Below are 18,258 nucleotides of genomic sequence, written 5' to 3' on the forward strand. Positions count from 1 at the left end.
AACAGGCCATTAATCAAACCCTTTAATTGAAGCACTTTAGTCAAATAAGTTCAGCTGCGGTAATATCTGAGCGATGGGCGTTAACGAGGAATAGGTGACGCCAACCAGCCTAATCGGTAGCTGACGCGGAATATCCGCAAATAGCTTGTCAAGCCAAAAGTGGGCGGACTCGGCGCTATTAAAGGCGGTAGATAAGGTGTGTGAGCGGGTGATTTGACTAAAATCAGCATATTTAATCTTTAAGGTAATAGTATAAGCGGTTAGCTGCTTGCTATGTAGCTGATTAAAAGCGTCGTCGTTCTGCGCATAGATCTGCGCACGTAAGTCGTCATCACCGCTTAAATTATCACGAAAAGTAGTCTCAGAGCCTACCGACTTGTGCTGACGTTTGGACTTGACCGGACGCTCATCACGGCCATTAGCAATGTCGTGGTAGAACTGCCCACGTTTGCCAAATTCATTGACCAGTACTGGCGCTGGCGTACGACGCAAATCAGCACCCGTGCTGATACCCATCGCATGCAAGCGTTTGGCGGTCGCTTTGCCAATACCATGAAAGCGCTCAATAGGCAGACTACTAATAAAATCTTCCGCATCTGCTGGAGCAATGATAGCCGTGCCATTAGGCTTATTAAGATCGGAGGCGATCTTGGCAAGCATCTTGTTAAAAGAAACCCCAGCTGAAGCGGTCAGTCCAGTCTGCTCAAGGATTTGCGCGCGTAGCCAATTCGCCATCAAGGTCGCTGAGCCTTTATGAACGTCCAGTCCTGTGACGTCAAGATAAGCCTCATCTAGAGACAAAGGCTCAACGTGCGGCGTCAGACTGAGCATGATAGCTCTGATGTCAGCACTAACCGCACGGTACACCTCAAAACGTGGGCGCACAAAGACGGCATCAGGACAGCGTTTATGCGCCTCATAACATGACATGGCGGAGCGTACGCCAAACGGGCGGATCTCATAACTGGCTGCTGCTACTACGCCGCGCCCACTCGGATCGCCGCCGACGACTAAAGGTTTGCCTCGTAGTTCGGGGAAATCGCGCTGTTCGACACTGGCATAAAAAGCATCCATATCGAGATGGATGATCTTACGCAGCGGAGGAATAATAGGGACTGTCATAATCGCTATTTTACCTGATATAGCGGCTGCTTTTAAGTATTATTAGGTGTCAAGCATGCCGCAAAAACAGCAGACGACGCTTGAGTCGAGCGAGTGATTGGCAGGCTTTGGCGTTGCAACTGAAGTCTTAATAAAACTAACCCCCTAACAATTTTCGTAGTTCTTGAATAGTTGTATGATTGGTGTCATCTAATACTTGCTTCTCGAACAAAGGATAGTAGCTTTTAGGCTCTATTGGATTACCAGATAATTTGGGGTGTAATAGACTCTTACATTTTTGAGCAGTAGATATAGAAGCAGTGTACTCACCTAGTATTGTCAGTAACATACCTTCCAAACAAACTGGAGCAGATTGCAAAATGACAATACTTTCTTTATGAGCAATATCGTAATCCTGCTGCTTTATAGCAATATCCTCATCCATCAAAATAAATCTTTTATCGTAGTCGGTATGTTTGCTTTTTTTGACGGTGTCTTTAATAATATCGTGTGGAGAGCCGCCACTAGAAAAATCTAAGGTTATCTTAACACCAGAGCTTCTATTGTAATATACTCCACGCATGTGCTTTAAAAATGCCTTGTCGTGTTCGCCTTCGCCCATAATTAACAGAGTAGTTTTATTCATCACTCGTACTTTGCGTTTTGCCATAATTTTACATATCCCTATAAGTTTGGTATGGCATCAAATGCACCTGCCATGTACTTAGCATAGAGATTATCATCATTACGAATGCCTTCTACCTCATCAAGTCGCCATGCTTCAGAGACCTGCTCGTATTTTTCTACCAAATAAATTTGATGTTTATTTAGTAGATTAAAAACTTCTGGCGTATGACAGCTAAAGATAAGCTGAGCGTTATGAGGATTATAATGTGAAGAGCGGAATAAATCGAAAATGGCAGGTAACAAGTGAGGATGGAGATCGTTATCTAGCTCATCAATAAAAGCAATACCACCACTGTGAAGAACAGGCAGTATCAATCCAAGCAAGCTATAAGCAGACTGCGTACCATTAGATTCTTCATAAAAGCTTAGCTCAAATTCACCATCATCGGTCTTATGAGTACCAAAAGGTAGAAGTATTTTTCTAGGCTTATCTTCCTCTTGATTTACGAGTAATACTTCTTTGATATTAATATGGTTTATACCGGTATCGAACTGACATAAAAGGTTCTCAACCATTACTTTTAAATCTTCATTTTTGTGTAGTATCTCTGTCAATTCTACAATAGATTCAGTTGTACCACCTTGTCTACCACTAGTATTTACGTTAGTCGAAGAATGTAAAAAAACGTTAAATATAGACATTGCAATTGGATTATCTAATAAATTAGCGTAACTGATTAACGAGGCATTTTTTTTGACATCGTCAGCCAAGGATGGGGCTATAAAGTCGCGATGTTTGTAAATCAACTTATCATCTTCATAGTAACGTATAAATATATAACTAAATTGACGACTGGTCTTTTTATGTAAAGACTCTTTCACTACAGCATCTTTCGTCAAGGTTAACTCATAACGATATTCTTCATAGATATTTTCTGCGTTTTTGACTAAAAAACCCAGCTCAAAATTAGTCATATCATTGTTGCTTAAAGCATACTGACTAAAAGGAATGCCTTCATAGTTATATTTCTCATACATAGAAACGAACATAAATATGCGTAAAAATGCAAAAGCTTTAAGTATTTGCGTCTTTCCGGAACCATTAGCACCTACTATAGCCATAATCTTATTTAGCCGATACTGATCCTGAGTGGTTTTGACTGTAAAATCATAATCTGATGTAGTAGGTTGTTTACCTAGTAGAAAAGATACTTCTGTATCTTCCAAATAAGAATAAAAATTATTAAAACGGATGTAAGTAATCATACTCAGCTTCTTTTAACAATATAATGTTAGTTTATATGTCAATATAGCATATTTATTAGTATGAAGTAGGAGCAAGAATTGAAAAAGTGTTTTAGAATTCGAAGTATAGACTTAGATAAAACCTAAATACTCAAAGTAAGGATAATCCCAAGTCTAACTCAAAAAAATACTGCTAAACTTAATAGTTAGCGGTATTTTAGTACTATCTAAATAGTGGTACCGGTGGGACGACAAATGAGAGAGGAAAGTCTACGTCGGTAGTGGCGGCGTCTATGGCGATAAAGATAGCGCCATAGAATGGCTAAAACGTGGCTGTGAGAATGGCGCGCTAGATCATTGTCAGTTATATGAGCTGCTCGGCTCGCAGGAGTGATAGGTTTAGTTAAATCGATTTGAAGGATGGGGTTAGGATTCTAATTACCTTCGAAAAAACGGACATTATTCTAACTATTTAGTGCAATTATTACTCTAATTGACCTATAATATTTATAAACAAGCATGTTTAATTTTAAGAAGATGTTGTTATTTTAAACTGACCGCTAAGCTGTCAATAAATATATACCTAAAAGCTATTGGATAATAATGAAAACTATTGAAGTTGTTGCCGCCATCGTCGTTGATGAGGGGGAGATTCTTTGCGCTCAAAGAGGTGACAATAAGTTAGCTTACTTGTCAAAAAAATTCGAATTCCCAGGTGGAAAACTAGAAAAGAATGAAAATTTGGAACAAGCTCTGACTCGCGAAATAGAAGAAGAGCTTAAAGCATCCCTTAGTATTGAGCGCTTTTTCATGAGTGTTGAACATAGCTATCCTGACTTCAAAATTATCATGCACAGCTTTATCTGTAGTACGCCTAGCCGTGATTTTACACTCACTGAGCATTTACAAACCTTATGGTTAAAAGCTTCCCAACTTGAAACTCTGGACTGGGCAGCGGCTGATATACCTATTGTGGAGCAGCTAAAGGTGGCAGTGATATGAGCTATGCCGCCAATACTACCTATGACGAATTAAAAAGCGCTTTGGTATCTGGTTTTATAGACCATTCACAAGCATCCAAACACACTTTGAAGCCAGAACTGATAATCAATGATGGTAAAGGCAGAAAGGTTTTAACTACTATCAACAATCACCTGCAATCTAGTGATAACTTTTGGTTCTCAGTGGCTTTTGTCACTACTAGTGGCATTGCTTGTTTAAAACAAGAGTTGCTTGAGCTCGAAACTAGAGGTGTATCAGGTCGTATTCTAGTCTCACAATATTTAAATTTTACTCAGCCAGAAGCTTTACGTGAGCTACTTAAATTCAAAAATTTAGATGTGCGCATTGCGACTGGTTCTAACTTCCATGCTAAAGGCTATTTATTTAGTACCTCTGACATTCATCATTTGATCATAGGTAGCAGTAACTTGACCGCTAATGCGCTGACTGCTAATAGAGAATGGAATCTTAAGGTGAGCTCTAGCAAAACGGGTGCTTTGTCACAGCAAGCGATAAATGAGTTTAAGAATGAATTTGACTCTGCGTTACCTGTAAATTATGAGTATATAGAAAGTTACGAGCTAGTATATCGACAAACAAAAGGGCTTTTTCAAAAAATAAACAATACGTCCAGCTATGCAGCAGGAAGTGTTATTAAACCCAATAAAATGCAAAAAGAAGCATTAGAGAATCTAGCAATTCTAAGAGCTCAGGGTAAAAATAAAGCATTACTGATCTCAGCGACTGGTACCGGCAAAACTTATTTGTCTACTTTTGATGCACTGAATGTCAATCCAAACCGCTTGTTATTTGTGGTACACCGAGCAAACATCGCTAAAAAGGCTATGCAAACCTATCAATCCATTTTTGGCGATAAAAAAACTTTTGGTTTATACAGTGGTAAAACTACCGAAGCTGAAAGTGATTATATATTCTCAACCATACAGACACTCTCAAGAGACGATCATTTAACCAAATTTGCTCCCGATTCCTTTGACTATATTGTTATTGATGAGACCCACCGAGCCAGTGCTTCATCGTATCGAAAGATATTAGATTATTTTGAACCAAAGTTTCTGTTAGGGATGACAGCAACTCCAGAGCGTACCGATGATGGCGACGTTTTTGAGATTTTTGATCACAATATCGCTTATGAGATTCGTTTGCAAAAAGCGTTAGAGATGGATATCTTGGCGCCTTTTCACTATTACGGAGTGACGGATCTAATCATAAATGGCGATACGGTAGATGACACCTCTATGCTAAACCTATTAGTTAGTGAGGAGCGTGTTAAACATATTTTGCACTATATTAACCGTTATAGCTGTGATAATGGTGAGGTTCGCGGTTTAGTTTTTTGCTCGAATATCAAAGAGTGTAAAGCTCTAGCAGATATATTTAATCAACACGGTTTACCTTCTTTAGCGTTGACTGGAGAGCATACCGAGCAGCAACGTGAACAAGCGATACAGCGCTTAGAATCCTGTGATCCTGAAACTAAAATCGATTATATATTTTCGGTTGGTATCTTTAACGAAGGTATCGATATTCCTGCTATTAATCAGATCGTAATGCTACGTCCTACAGAGTCAGCGATTATCTTTGTACAGCAGTTGGGCCGCGGATTAAGAAAGGCTGAAAATAAAGAATATCTTACGGTTATCGATTTTATTGGTAATTATAAAAACAACTTTATGGTACCTATCGCATTGTATGGTGACGACTCTTATAATAAAGATACCCTACGCCGTTTACTAGCTAGTGAGAGCTGCTTTATACCAGGCACCTCTACTGTAAGCTTTGATAAAATAGCCAAAGAACGTATCTATGCGGCTATAGATACTGCAAATTTGCAAACCAAAAAAGATTTGGTCAAAGATTATAAAATGCTCAAACAAAAACTAGGTTATGCGCCTATGATGATGGATTTTATTCGTCATGGTGCTCGTGAGCCTTTTTCTTATGTCGAATATGCTAAGTCTTTTTATCATTTTGCTAAAGAACAAGAAAAAGAGGCGCTACCAATACTCAATAGCGATGAGCTCAAACTAATCACTAGCTTTTCAAGAGAGATTAATAACGCCAAGCGTGTAGAGGAGAGCTTGTTACTACGTTCGCTATTGTCAGGAGAAAATCTCAGCGTTGATACTTTTAGAATGCTGATTGAGAACCGTTACGGTTATGAGATAAGTCTAGAAGTTATAGCTTCAGTGATTAATAATCTTAACTTTGGCTTTGTGACCGAAAAGCATAATAAGCAATTAAAACCTGTAGGCGAGATTTATGATTTTCATGTGCTTCAATTAATAGAAGATAAATTTTATTGGCATCCTGAATTCTTAAACTATTTAGCTAATGATACTTTTGTAAGGTTTTTGATAGATAGTACTGATTATGCTATTTTTCAGTATGATGAAAAATTCAAACTTGAAGACTTTATTGGTGGTTTTCAGTTGTATCGTAAGTATTCACGTAAAGATGTGTTTAGAATTTTGAATAAGCAGATAAACCCTGTAGCTCAAAATGTTGGCGGATATTTAGTAAGCGAAGACCAAACCAACTGTCCGATCTTTGTCAATTATCATAAATCTCAAGATATAACAGATACTACTAAGTATGAGGATGACTTTGTGAACGAGTCTGTCTTTAGTTGGATGTTTAAGTCGAGAAGGACGTTAAATAGCCCAGAGGTAAGACTGTTTAGAGAATATCCCTCAGATCTGCGCATTCCTTTATTTATCAAAAAACACAATGACGAGGGAAATGACTTTTACTATATGGGAGATGTATCTCCAAGAAAAGGAAGCTTTGAGCAAACTTCAATCTCTGGCGTGTCGGTAGTAAAAGTAGAGTTTGATATGCAGCATGAGGTTCGAGCCGACATTTATAATTATTTGCTCGATAAATGATGAGATTCTTAATTTAATAAAGCAGCACCAGCAGATTATCAGTTTTAACGAATTAATCTTGACCTCTCTAAACTATTAAAGTCATCATTCGATTGAGTGATGACTTTAATTAATCTTCTTAACATCATTATGATCGTAAGGCTCTTACGACCAGCCACCGCCAAGGGCCTTATTCAGGTTTATCAGCATTTGGGCTTGAGCCAGTCGCGACTTAAGCAAATTTTCTCGCAGCTCTTGCGATTCAATCTCCGCTCTTAGTGCATAATCCAGAGTGTGATAGCCATAGCGAAACAGCTTTCTAGCATCGCTGGCGTGCTGCTCGGACTGTCGATAGGCGGTCACTAATAAAGATTGTTGTTCTTGTAGCGCATGATGGAACTGGTAGGCGCTGTCCACTTCACCAAGTGCGCGTAACAAGGTTTGGTCATACTCTAATAAAGCGGTCTGCAACCTGGCATCGGCGTTATCAATATTGGCTTGGATACGGCCATTGGTAAATAGCGGCAGCTGTACGCCTACGTTTAAAATACTACCCCAACCACTTAATTTCGGCACATCGCTATCAATATCGATACGGCCACCTTGACCCAAAAAGTTGATAGAGAAGCGTGGGAGTAAGTCAGCTTCAGCACTAGCTAGTCTGGCAGAGTAGGCATTCACCAGTGCGGCGTTGGCTCTGATATCGGGACGACGCTCGAGTAATCCTTGTGGCGTCTGACCTGTAGGGGCGGCTGGCAAACCAGTGAAGATATCTTTAGGCGCTTTGGGTAGGGTAAAGTTTTGCGGCGTTTGACCTATCAGCACCGCTATACTGCGCACGTTTGCAGCATACTCAGCGTTTAAGGTGCTTTTTTGGGCACGAGCAGCGTTGAGCTTACTTTTAGTATTATTTACCTCATTAATAGTAGCGTCACCGGCGTTAAAGCGTAACTGTACGTAGCGTTCAAACTCAGTCAGCGTAGCGATGGTGCTATCTATAATAGCTTCACGTTTTTTGGCGGCGCGTGCTTGTAGGTAATGATCGGCTATTTGGCTTGCAACCAGCATTTGGGCACCATAAACCTGTTCTTGTACGCCCATCTGAGCATAAGCTGCGGCATCGGCATCACTTTGTTTTTGGCCGAAAATATCAGGCTCCCATGCCGCTGCAAATCCAACTGATCCGTAGTCGCCACTGGTACGAAAGCGATCCTCTAATGGCGCAATAGCCCCACCTGGTAAGCCAAGTCTGTCAGTGGAAGACAGCTCAGCTGAGCTTTTGCTGATGCCAGTAGAAGCATTGACGCCAGCTTGGGGGCCAAGATCAGCCTTAGCTAAGCGGCTGATGGCAGAAGCTTCAGCAAGGCGACTTTGAGCCACTCTGATATCAAAACCACTTTGCAGCCCTTGCTCAATGAGCGAGGTTAACACGGGATCATTCCACTGCTCCCACCAACGGCTAATGTCTTGACTGCCTTGTGCCGCTTGATCTTGACTAAAGGTCGCCGGAATGAGTACGTCACTTTGTCTGACCACCTCTGTAGGCTGAGTTTGACAGGCACTGATAAATAAAGTGAGTGCACCCAAAGTAAATACTTTAGATAATGGTGACATAAGCTTCTCCTAATTATAGGGCTATATGATAGCGTTATTTTTATGAATTTATCCCAGTTGCTCAAGCATAGCTTTGAAGCGTATTAAAGCAAAAATAAGAAACAAGCCGCCAATACCGGTCATCGCCAATAGCTCAGGCCAAACAATGTCAAATCCAGCATTACGAAATAAGACGTTTTGAGCGAAAGCAATGAACTGGGTAGTGGGCCAGTATTCACTTAACAGCTGCACCATCTCAGGCATATTACTACGCGGCGCTACAGAGCCAGATAGCAGCAGTGAGACCACCAATACGGGTAGCATCAGTAGCGCAAACTGCGGCATGGTCGGGGCTATGGTCGATAGCATAATACCTAAAGAGGATATAGAAAACAGATAAATAGCGACACCGACAGCGAATAGCGCTAATGAGCCGTTAATAGGAATACCGAGGAAATATTGCACCATAAAAATCATCGATAGCATAGAAGCACACAGGATAACCACCCCATTAGCCAGTATTTTTGATAGGACAATCTCAGTGGCATTAACCGGCATAACCAATAGATGCTCGATAGTACCGCGTTCGCGCTCGCGGATGACGGCAGCACCAGACAGACCTAAGGCTAACAGCGAGATCATATTACAGACCTCCATCACTGGGGTGTACCAATAGCTATCGGCGTTGGGGTTGTAGACCATATTGAGCACGGGCTTGGCTAATAAAGGTGGATCCTCTTGCTGCAAAAAGCTGCTGACTTGTTCATTGAATATCTGGCTAATATAAGTCTGTCCCACACCAGCTTGAGTCATGGTGGTGGCATCAATTAATAGCTGAGCTTGCGGCTTTCGTCCCGCCAGCACATCGCGTTCAAACCCAGGCGGAAAATCGAGCACAAAGATAAGCTCGCCCTTATCCATCATTTCATCGACTTCTTCACGCTTAACATCAACTGGCGGAATAAAGTAGGGCTGCTGCAAGGCTTCTTGGATTTGTCTGGTAAGAGCGGTACGGTCTGAGTCTATAATACCTACGGGAGCATTACGTACCTCAGTATTGATACCCACCGCTACCGTATAGATAGTCACCGAAAAAACGACACCGATCATCAAAAACAGTACCGTGTCGCCGAACAAGCTCCGCAGCTCTTTGATGGTTAAGGTCCAGATGTTCTTTAAGGAGCGCATTTACACCTCCTGCTTTTTTAAGAAAATAGAGGCCAGCGTGATAAACGTCAGGGCAAAGGCAGCCAGAACGATATATTCGGTCAAAAAGCTGCTCCAGCCAAGCCCTTTGGTAAAACCGCCAATACTAATACGCTGATACCAAGAAGCGGGAAACCCTACGCCCAAAGCATAAGCGAAACCATCCATACTGGAGATGGGGTAGAGCAGTCCCGAATAGTTGATAGTGGGTATCAGAGTCACGATAGCGGTGATCAGTAGTGCGGCAATCTGAGTGCGCACCAAACTTGAGACTAACAGACCCAGCCCAGTAGACACATATACCAATAATAAAGCACCCAAGGACATCCCTAAGAACGATCCTTTTACCGGTACTTTAAACCAAAAGACCGCCATCAATACCAATATAATATAGTTGATAAAGCCCAGAACAACGTAAGGCAGCTGTTTGCCGATGAGGTACTGCGGCACACTGGCAGGCGAGGTATAGAGGTTGGATATCGAACCAATCTCGCGCTCACGTACCACCCCAAGGGTGGTCATCATCGCCGGAATCAACATCAGAATCATCATGATCACGCTAGGGATGACCGCACTGACACTTCTAAAGTCTTGGTTATACATAAAACGCGGAACTATTTCAGCAGCGGGCTCTAAGTCGATAGGCAGGCCGGTCTCTTGAAAGCGGTCTTGCATATACATCCTTGCAATACCGCCCACATACCCTTGAATATTAGTCGCATTAAAGGGAACGGTGCCATCAATATAAAAGCTCACTTCTGGCTGTCTGTTGGCAGTTAAGTCACGGCCAAAACCTGCTGGGATATCGATAACCAGTTTGGCCTCGGAGCTCTTGAGCGCATATTCAGCCTCTTCTAGGGAATATACTGGCGGTTTTGTTACAAAGTACTCTGAGCCGGAGAAGTACTCAGTTAATTGTCGACTTTGAGTGGTCTGATCTCGGTCGAGGACCGTATAAGGTAAATCATTGACATCAAAAGAGATACTCCAGCCGGTCATAACCATCAAGATAATCGGGCCGAGAATCGCAAAAAAGAATCTGATTTTATCGCGCAGTAGCTCTTTAGCTTCACGAGTTGCAAAGGTCCAAACCGTGCTAAACCAGTAGCGTAGCGTATCAGTTTTATTATTCTGTGCTTCAGGTGCAGACGCTATAATATCTGAACCGATAGCAGGCTCTACATTTTCAGCTGCAGCAGCTAGCTCATTTTGACTATCATCTGTGTTATTTGCATTCTCTTCGTTCTGATTGTCTTGGTCTTTACTGTCTTGGTTTTGACTTTTTTCATCATCAAGCAGATATTGCACAAAAGCTTCTTCGAGATCCTCCGCCTCTTTATTGCGAGTCAGCTCTGCCGGTGTACCCACATCGAGCACCCGCCCTTGATGCATAAAGGAGATGCGATCGCAGCGACTGGCTTCATTCATAAAGTGAGTGGAGATAAATATCGTCACTTCATCTTCACGAGAGAGCTTAATTAATTGTCGCCAAAACATATCACGTGCTTCAGGATCGACCCCAGAAGTGGGCTCATCGAGGATTAACACCTCCGGACGATGTAAGCAAGCCGCCGCTAGCTGTAGCCTCTGGCGAATACCAAGCGACAATGAAGAAGGGTCAGTGCTTTCAACTTCAACCAAATCAAATTGTTCTAAAGCATCCTTGACCGCTTGCTCGCCGCGTGCGCCTTCTATTTGATAAAGCTTGGCGTGCAGCTCTAAGTTTTGCCGTACCGTCAGCTCCTCATACAGCGAGAAAGTCTGCGACATGTAACCCACTCGCATGCGGGTATCGACATTTTCATCATCGATAGATTGACCCAGTAGCTTTGCTGAGCCTTCGGTCTTATCAATAAGACCAGTAAGCATCTTCATAGTGGTGGACTTACCACAGCCATTAGAGCCTAAAAAACCAAAAATCTCGCCCTTTTCGATACGAAAGCTGACACTATCAACCGCCGTAAAATCGCCGAAACGTTTGGTTAGATTTTCAGCTTCAATGGCCGGCGGCGCATTTGGATCGGCCTCGAATGGAGGGATTTTTAGTTTACCTGAGTTGGTTTGTTTTTCTTCGGGCAAAAGCTTGATATAAGCTTCTTCAAGCGAGCTGACCTCAAGCTCTTTCATGACCGTTTGCGTACGCTCATTGACCAGTAACTTACCATCATCCATCGCCAGCAAATACTCAAAATCCTCGGCCTCTTCGATATAGGCGGTTGAGACAATCACAGTCATCTCTTTGCGTTCGGCTTGCAGCGAGGCTACCAGTGCCCAAAACTGGCGACGGGCTAATGGATCTACCCCGGTGGTGGGCTCATCAAGGATAAGCAGCTCTGGGTTGTTTACTAGAGCGCAGCAAAGACTAAGCTTTTGCTTCATCCCTCCTGAGAGCTTGCCAGCAGGACGATCAGGGAAAGGGTCAAGCCCCGTTGCTTCAAGCAATCGAGCTATGCGGGCACGGCGTTCATGGGCGTCTAGCCCAAACAGGCGCGCATGAAACTCCACGTTCTCATACACCGAAAGTGTGGGGTAGAGGTTATGACCCAAACCTTGAGGCATAAAAGCAATATGCTGCGATAAGTCGTCACGCACGGACTTCTTTGCCATATCCTGACCGAGCACTTGTACCGAGCCCTCTTGAATGACCTTGACCCCAGCAATAAGAGACAATAAAGTGGACTTTCCCACTCCATCAGGACCAATCAGACCCATGGTAGCGCCACGTGGCACGCTAAAGGAAACATCATCAAGAGCAACTGTTTCGCCATAGCTATGAGAAACATGGCTAATCTCAACTGCTGTATGCTGGCTGTCCATACATTATCTCTCAGTTATACCGTTAATTTTTATATAATCATAAGGAGGCAGTTTTATGAGTCATAAAACTGCTAAATAATCTATGATTGGTTTTGTTCAGATATATTTTGCACAGGGGTTGTTACTGTAGGAAGTTTTACCGTCAGATCTTCAGGCCACGCTATGCTGCTATCACTACGCACATAACCGTTACCAGTCATTCCGCCTTTGAGTAAGCCTTTATATCTTTGAGATACTTCGACAGGTAATTTAATGCGGACCTTGAACATCAGCTTTTCGCGCTCGTTCTGAGTTTCTACTGACTTTGGGGTAAACTGAGCTTCGGAGGCGATAAACGATACCTCTGCAGGCCAAACATTATCGAGACCATCGAGCACAATCCTAGCTTCATCACCCACTTGTAAGCCACTCATCTGCTGGTTAGGCAAAAAGATATTCATGAAAGCATCCTCAGTATCGAGCAAGCTAATCACTTTATTACCTGCCGCAATGACACTACCGACCTCAGTAATACGGTATTCGACACGTCCAGCTTTGGGGCTACGAATCTGCATGTCTTCATTCATTGAGGAAGCTGCTTGTTGCTGGGCCTTAGCTTCATTGACACCCGCTCTAGCTTCAGCGACTTGCGCATCTATTTGCTGAGCGGCTGCCTGAGCTTCAGCGTAGGCCGCTTGAGCCGCCTGTACTGCTGCAGTTGCTCCATTGTAGGCCGCTAATCTGCTACTAAGCTCTGAGTTAGAGATTAGATTTTCATTATGCATCATGCGTGCATTATCTAAATCCATTTTTGCTACTTTTTGCTGCTCCCGCTGCGCATTGATCTCAGCTTGGGCGCGTGCCATGGTCTGCTCAGCCTGATTACGCCCCGCCTGTGCCTGTACTACCATTTGCCGCGCACGTTGCTCAGTGGCCTGCGCCGCCGTAAGTTGACTTTCGCTTTGGGTAGAGGACAGTTTGACCAGCAATTGGTCTACCACTACGTCTTCGCCTTCATCCACCAAAATATCCTCAACCCGACCCGGGTAGAGACTGGCAATATCGAATTGCTCCAACTCTAGTCTACCGTTTGAGCTGACGATGCCGGCAGGAAGGGCGTCGGCTTGCTGCTGCTGTTGCCAGAAATACCAACCAACAGCAGCGACAACTATTAATAGAATTAAAATCCACAATTTTTTCATGATGAGTACCTATGTGTCTCTGTGCGTCTTCTTTATGCGGAAAACAGAACGGAAAATGACCAAGTAACACTTTGATTAATTTTGTCATCCTCAAGTATTTCGAAATTTTTCAGTAATTTTTTAATAATAAAGGCTAAATTTTCTATGATGATAGCCTTTTAGAAGCAAGCTGACAAAAACGTAGCGTCACTTGACACTCTATGTGCAGTGTGAATCAATAGATTAGTTTTAAAAAGACAATTAGCACTTATCAAGACTAACATTTGTATATTAATTATTTATAAGTGCTTCATTTTTTTAAATATAATTTATTAGAGAAGTGTTATAAATAAAGGTCGCACCACCAATAACAGAGTAATAACCACTATTTTTATGTGGTTATGATACTAAATATTAGTTTAATAAACTACTAAGGATGAGTTTAATCAGAGAACTGCTTAGTTTACTAATCAGCGGATTATAGGGTTGCTTAGTAGAGAGAGTGTTTTAAGCTATATTGATGACCAATAAAAAACCCTTACAGCCCATGACTGTAAGGGTTTGGTATATATATGGTACCAGTGGTCGGACTCGAACCGACACGCTTTTAAAGGCAACGGATTTTGAATCCTTTGGCTATCTTAAATAACTAGATATACTTAACGATAATAAGCAATGATTAGAGGTAAAATATATTTATAAACAATGACTTAGGTTTAAATCAACTATGTTTAGCTATAACTAAAAAGATGTAACAATATTTTTCGAGTATCAAATAAGTATCAAAATTACTTTTAAAAATTGGTTTATTTAACTGATTTTAGATCTCGTCATTAATTTCAATATGGTGAAGCACATTTATATGACGGACTTCGATTCAGTTAGGAGTATCAAAAAAGTTATCATCACATTGTGCAAAATGTTGAATTGTATAGATTGTAACAATCAAATCTTGGCTCAATCGTTTATTCCTAATTATCACACTGAATGCGCAGCATATCGAATCAGCTGCCATACATTTATTTGCGGCTTAGCCGATAAGCTCTATAGCACATAATTATTTATCCTATGTTAGATATAAGCAGTCGTTAGTAGTCCAGATGCATTTAATGTCACTGACCCACTCCTTATTCGTGCAATTGTCATCAAACTAATAATTTAGCGCGTTTGGATAGTCGAGCTTATTATTTGCTTATGCTTCCTAAAGGTGCAGATGACCTTTTTTTAATATTTAGCACTCTTCATAAGTAGCTTTAAGATCACGTTAAGACATTTCTTTACCAAGGATCCATATTAGTCCAAGCATAAACGTAACCGAGAACCTCTAAGCTATCTATTTTAGATTTAGAAATTTTCTCATCTGGATATTCCTTGTTCTTACATTGTAGTAGCAGACCACCATCAGACTGACTAAATAGTGCTCTTACCCCGTAAAAACTATTCCTTCTTATTAAGTAAAACTTGCCATTTTTTATAGTGCGTTTAGTTAAATCTACTGAGCACTGTGCACCAACACTAATTAGTGGCTCCATCGAACTATCTTCTTGATTATAAAATAAGGTCTTATTTAAGTTAGTATTCGTTCTTCTAGCAATCTCAGATTGCAATCTTAATGTCTCTTCTACATATTTAAAATCTTCTATAAACATACTTAAATTGGAGTATTTCTTTATCTGTTCCAATATTGACCTATTTTCAATAAAATCATCCGCTCTTTCCTCCCATTCTAGCCACTCTTCATACTCTTCTATTTCACGCTCTTGTTCAGCAGAAAGCTGATATTGTTGTTCAATTTTTTCATGCTCACTAAACATTTTAGTTTCAAACTCTTCCTGTAAAAATCGAATGCTATATGGAAGATCAGGTTCTAAACCGAGCTCTGCAATGTAATGATCCCTCATACTTTCTTCGTAAGCGTTCATATAGTCCATAGCGTCGTCAATATCTTCATAAGAACTGTAAGGATATTCACCGTTTAGTATCCAATACTCAGAAGTTTCTAATACTTCAGAGAGGCGGCGAAGATACTCCCCACTTGGACAGGCTTTAGCATTTAGCCATTTAGATACGCTCGATTTGGAAATTCCTATAGCTTTTACAACATCAACTTGCTTTAAGCCTTTAGAGTCCATTAAATCTTTAATTCTCTCAGCCACTTTATCAAGATCCATACTCATAAATAATCCATTGCTGTTGTTAAAAGTTTCTTTTGATAATTCAGTATAAAATAATTAAAGGAAACTTTATATAATATAAATTCTTTTAATGTAACTTTATGTTATAAAGTAACTATTTTTATAATTTAAACCTATCAATAGAAATAAAATAAACACAATTTATACAAATAAAGAACTATCATAAGCTAAAGTCTTCTTATGAGCTATATCTACCTTCATTAGACAACAACTAAATGAGTGAATGCTATGAGTAAAAAAAGTTGGTCAGAATATACAGATGATGAAAAAGAGGTGTTAAGACAAAAAGTTATCGAAGCTGCTCCAGAAACTCCTTTTCCTCCTGAATTTGCCGCCGCCTATATTGGCAAGTCGTTGCACACATTACAACATATGCGCTGTCATCAATCAGACGCTATTACTTATAGCAAAGCTGGCAGGCATGTTTTATATCGTAAAAAACATCTTGATGAATATCTTGATGTCTGCCAAAGGTCATGTACATCAAATTAAATGTTTGTGAAAAGTATTAGTAAATTCAGGACAAATTATATTTAAGGATATTAATGATGAGGAATTCAAAAAATACACCAATTAGCTCTAGTGCCATGCATTATGTTAATCATAATTTCGGTGACTGGGAGCTTGAAACTCGCCATATGACGCGTATAGAGAAAAGCATATATTTAGATATGCGTACGAATTATTTAAAAGATGGTAAGCCGTTTACTTCTGATGTAGATCTATTGGCGCACAGGTTATCTTGTAACAGTGATAATGAAAGAAAGGCCTTAGAAATAATTTTAAAAGATAAATTTAAATTGGATAAACGTACTAAATCTTATAAACACACTGCGTGGGAAACTACTCTAAAAAATTATAGGGCTCGCAACTGGGAAAATAGTACAAACGATACAACAGGCAGTAGTGATGTCACGACTGATGATAGTAACACTATCTCAAACACTCCCTTAACTGATGCTCAAAGAAAAGCCAAGTCACGTGATGCTGAAAAGATAATGCGTCAGCAGTTATCAGACATAGGTGTAGATAGCACAGGCACTAAAGGCATGACTAAGTTGCGAAAATTATTTGACATACATCAGCATAAAATTAACTCAAACAACAATAACATTGCAACGTGTCACTCTGAGAGTCACGCAATAGTCACGCAAAAAGAAGCTATAACTATAAAACATGAACTAGAAAACAGAAAACAAGAAACATTTGAGAGAGAGGCGCACTCACAAGGTTCTTCTATTGTGTGCTCAGATGTTCAAACTGATTTTGTTGAGCAAAATGATACTAACTATGATTTATCCACTAGCGGTTATGATGGTATTGAAAAATGGCAAGCACCCTCAAAGAGCGTTATGCAAGTTGATCTATCTCAGGCAAGTGTGAAATTAGAAATGACAGATAATGAGTATAAGTTACACGTTGAAGATTTTAAAACTTATTACGCAGAGAAGGCTCAGAACGGCAAGCCTTTAGAAAGTGAAGGTATTCGTAAGCTAAGACTACGCCAATGGTTACAACGTGTTGCAGATCGCCAACGCACTACTAAAGAGCAGACTGATAAACGCTTCAATATCGATGATGAAGACTGGGAAAATGAGAGAAGTAGCAAATCAAATAAGAATGATAGCAGAGAGAGTACGACTGATGTTTATCACCCAAGTCATAAAAATTCATCAACTTCTAAAGTTAAAGCCAACCCTAAAATTAATGTAGTTCTTAACGGATTATGGAAATCAACTTTACCTAAAATGTCAGTTGATGAAACCTACTCATATATAGAACAGCATCACATGCCAGGCGAGTCGAAGGATGAGACGTATGATCGATTGATAACTGAAATACAAAAAGAAAATAAATTTGAGACAGTATGAAAACTACAAACTTAAAACCGAATCAAAAGCTTATTAATTTAAATAGAGACAAATTGCTTATACATCCGCAAGCTGAGCAAGCTTTAATAATTTGGCAAAGACTCAGGCTCAGCTCATCTTCTGTAAGCATTAGATATCTAGATAAGTTTTATTGCCCGCCTATTAGAGTGATCAAAAACAGTAGTGATACATTATTTTTTATTAATGATTTTAAGAGAGTTGATGAGATATTAAGACTGCAAAGTACGGACAGTTATCCATGTCTCATCACACCAGAAAGTATTAAAGATATTCAAATGCTGGCATGGGCTGAGGTAGTGCAACTCGTCAACCTAAAAAATATTAATCACCCTGACTTATTTAAGGCGCTTCAGCAGAAAGCGCCCAGCTCAGTTATTTGTAAATTGATGCGCATAGATGTTTTATCCGTTGAGTCGTATTGTAAATTTGCAGGTATTAAAAAGGCAAACTTTGAGTATCAACAATGTAGAAAAGCTATTGAGAACGATGTGATAGGTATTCCAAAAAACATGGATTGGCTGGCGAACTAATT

At 40.5% G+C, this 18,258-nt stretch carries 13 protein-coding genes; 5 read left to right on the forward strand and 8 right to left on the reverse strand.

The window, feature by feature from the left end; all coding sequences use genetic code 11:
* Positions 1-36: 36 nt before the first annotated feature.
* The 3 genes from dinB to JMX18_RS01070 form a co-directional block, all read right to left on the reverse strand.
* Positions 37-1,122: a DNA polymerase IV gene (dinB, locus tag JMX18_RS01060; protein ID WP_201582866.1), complete on the reverse strand. Its 1,086-nt coding sequence runs from the start codon at positions 1,120-1,122 to the stop codon at positions 37-39.
* A 136-nt stretch (positions 1,123-1,258) separates the two neighbouring features.
* Entirely contained in the window at positions 1,259-1,771 is a 513-nt protein-coding gene (locus tag JMX18_RS01065; RefSeq protein WP_201582867.1) for a hypothetical protein, read from the reverse strand.
* A gap of 14 nt (positions 1,772-1,785) precedes the next feature.
* Positions 1,786-2,994, reverse strand: coding sequence for an AAA family ATPase (locus JMX18_RS01070; RefSeq protein ID WP_201582868.1), 1,209 nt, complete (start codon positions 2,992-2,994; stop codon positions 1,786-1,788).
* A 582-nt stretch (positions 2,995-3,576) separates the two neighbouring features.
* Here JMX18_RS01070 and JMX18_RS01075 point away from each other — a divergent pair.
* On the forward strand, positions 3,577-3,975 hold the full coding sequence (locus JMX18_RS01075) for a (deoxy)nucleoside triphosphate pyrophosphohydrolase (protein ID WP_201582869.1): 399 nt from the start codon (positions 3,577-3,579) through the stop codon (positions 3,973-3,975).
* Positions 3,972-6,884 (forward strand): DUF3427 domain-containing protein, encoded by a 2,913-nt coding sequence (locus tag JMX18_RS01080; protein ID WP_201582870.1) that lies wholly within the window; start codon positions 3,972-3,974, stop codon positions 6,882-6,884. Before JMX18_RS01075 ends, JMX18_RS01080 begins: the two co-directional genes overlap by 4 nt.
* Before the next feature lie 144 nt (positions 6,885-7,028).
* Here JMX18_RS01080 and JMX18_RS01085 read toward each other — a convergent pair whose 3' ends face one another.
* The 5 genes from JMX18_RS01085 to JMX18_RS01105 all read right to left on the reverse strand — a co-directional run bounded on the left by JMX18_RS01085 (position 7,029) and on the right by JMX18_RS01105 (position 15,816).
* Positions 7,029-8,477: a TolC family protein gene (locus JMX18_RS01085; protein WP_201582871.1), complete on the reverse strand. Its 1,449-nt coding sequence runs from the start codon at positions 8,475-8,477 to the stop codon at positions 7,029-7,031.
* A gap of 48 nt (positions 8,478-8,525) precedes the next feature.
* Positions 8,526-9,644, reverse strand: a complete 1,119-nt coding sequence (locus JMX18_RS01090) for an ABC transporter permease (protein ID WP_201582873.1) — start codon at positions 9,642-9,644, stop codon at positions 8,526-8,528.
* Positions 9,645-12,479, reverse strand: coding sequence for a ribosome-associated ATPase/putative transporter RbbA (rbbA, locus tag JMX18_RS01095; RefSeq protein WP_201582879.1), 2,835 nt, complete (start codon positions 12,477-12,479; stop codon positions 9,645-9,647).
* An 80-nt stretch (positions 12,480-12,559) separates the two neighbouring features.
* Positions 12,560-13,660, reverse strand: a complete 1,101-nt coding sequence (locus JMX18_RS01100) for an HlyD family secretion protein (RefSeq protein WP_201582881.1) — start codon at positions 13,658-13,660, stop codon at positions 12,560-12,562.
* A 1,256-nt stretch (positions 13,661-14,916) separates the two neighbouring features.
* Positions 14,917-15,816: an XRE family transcriptional regulator gene (locus tag JMX18_RS01105; protein WP_201582885.1), complete on the reverse strand. Its 900-nt coding sequence runs from the start codon at positions 15,814-15,816 to the stop codon at positions 14,917-14,919.
* A gap of 246 nt (positions 15,817-16,062) precedes the next feature.
* Here JMX18_RS01105 and JMX18_RS01110 point away from each other — a divergent pair, with 246 nt between their 5' ends.
* From JMX18_RS01110 to JMX18_RS01120, 3 genes are read left to right on the forward strand one after another with little or no spacing between them, the layout of a single operon-like run.
* On the forward strand, positions 16,063-16,326 hold the full coding sequence (locus JMX18_RS01110; RefSeq protein WP_201582887.1) for a MerR family transcriptional regulator: 264 nt from the start codon (positions 16,063-16,065) through the stop codon (positions 16,324-16,326).
* A 56-nt stretch (positions 16,327-16,382) separates the two neighbouring features.
* The gene (locus JMX18_RS01115) at positions 16,383-17,705 is read left to right on the forward strand and encodes a DUF1376 domain-containing protein (RefSeq protein ID WP_201582890.1); all 1,323 of its coding nucleotides are present in this window, start codon (positions 16,383-16,385) and stop codon (positions 17,703-17,705) included.
* On the forward strand, positions 17,702-18,256 hold the full coding sequence (locus tag JMX18_RS01120) for a hypothetical protein (protein ID WP_201582891.1): 555 nt from the start codon (positions 17,702-17,704) through the stop codon (positions 18,254-18,256). The genes JMX18_RS01115 and JMX18_RS01120 overlap by 4 nt, the downstream gene beginning before the upstream one ends.
* Positions 18,257-18,258 lie beyond the last annotated feature (2 nt).

The organism is Psychrobacter jeotgali (genome assembly GCF_904846315.1).
In the GTDB taxonomy this organism is placed as follows: domain Bacteria; phylum Pseudomonadota; class Gammaproteobacteria; order Pseudomonadales; family Moraxellaceae; genus Psychrobacter; species Psychrobacter jeotgali.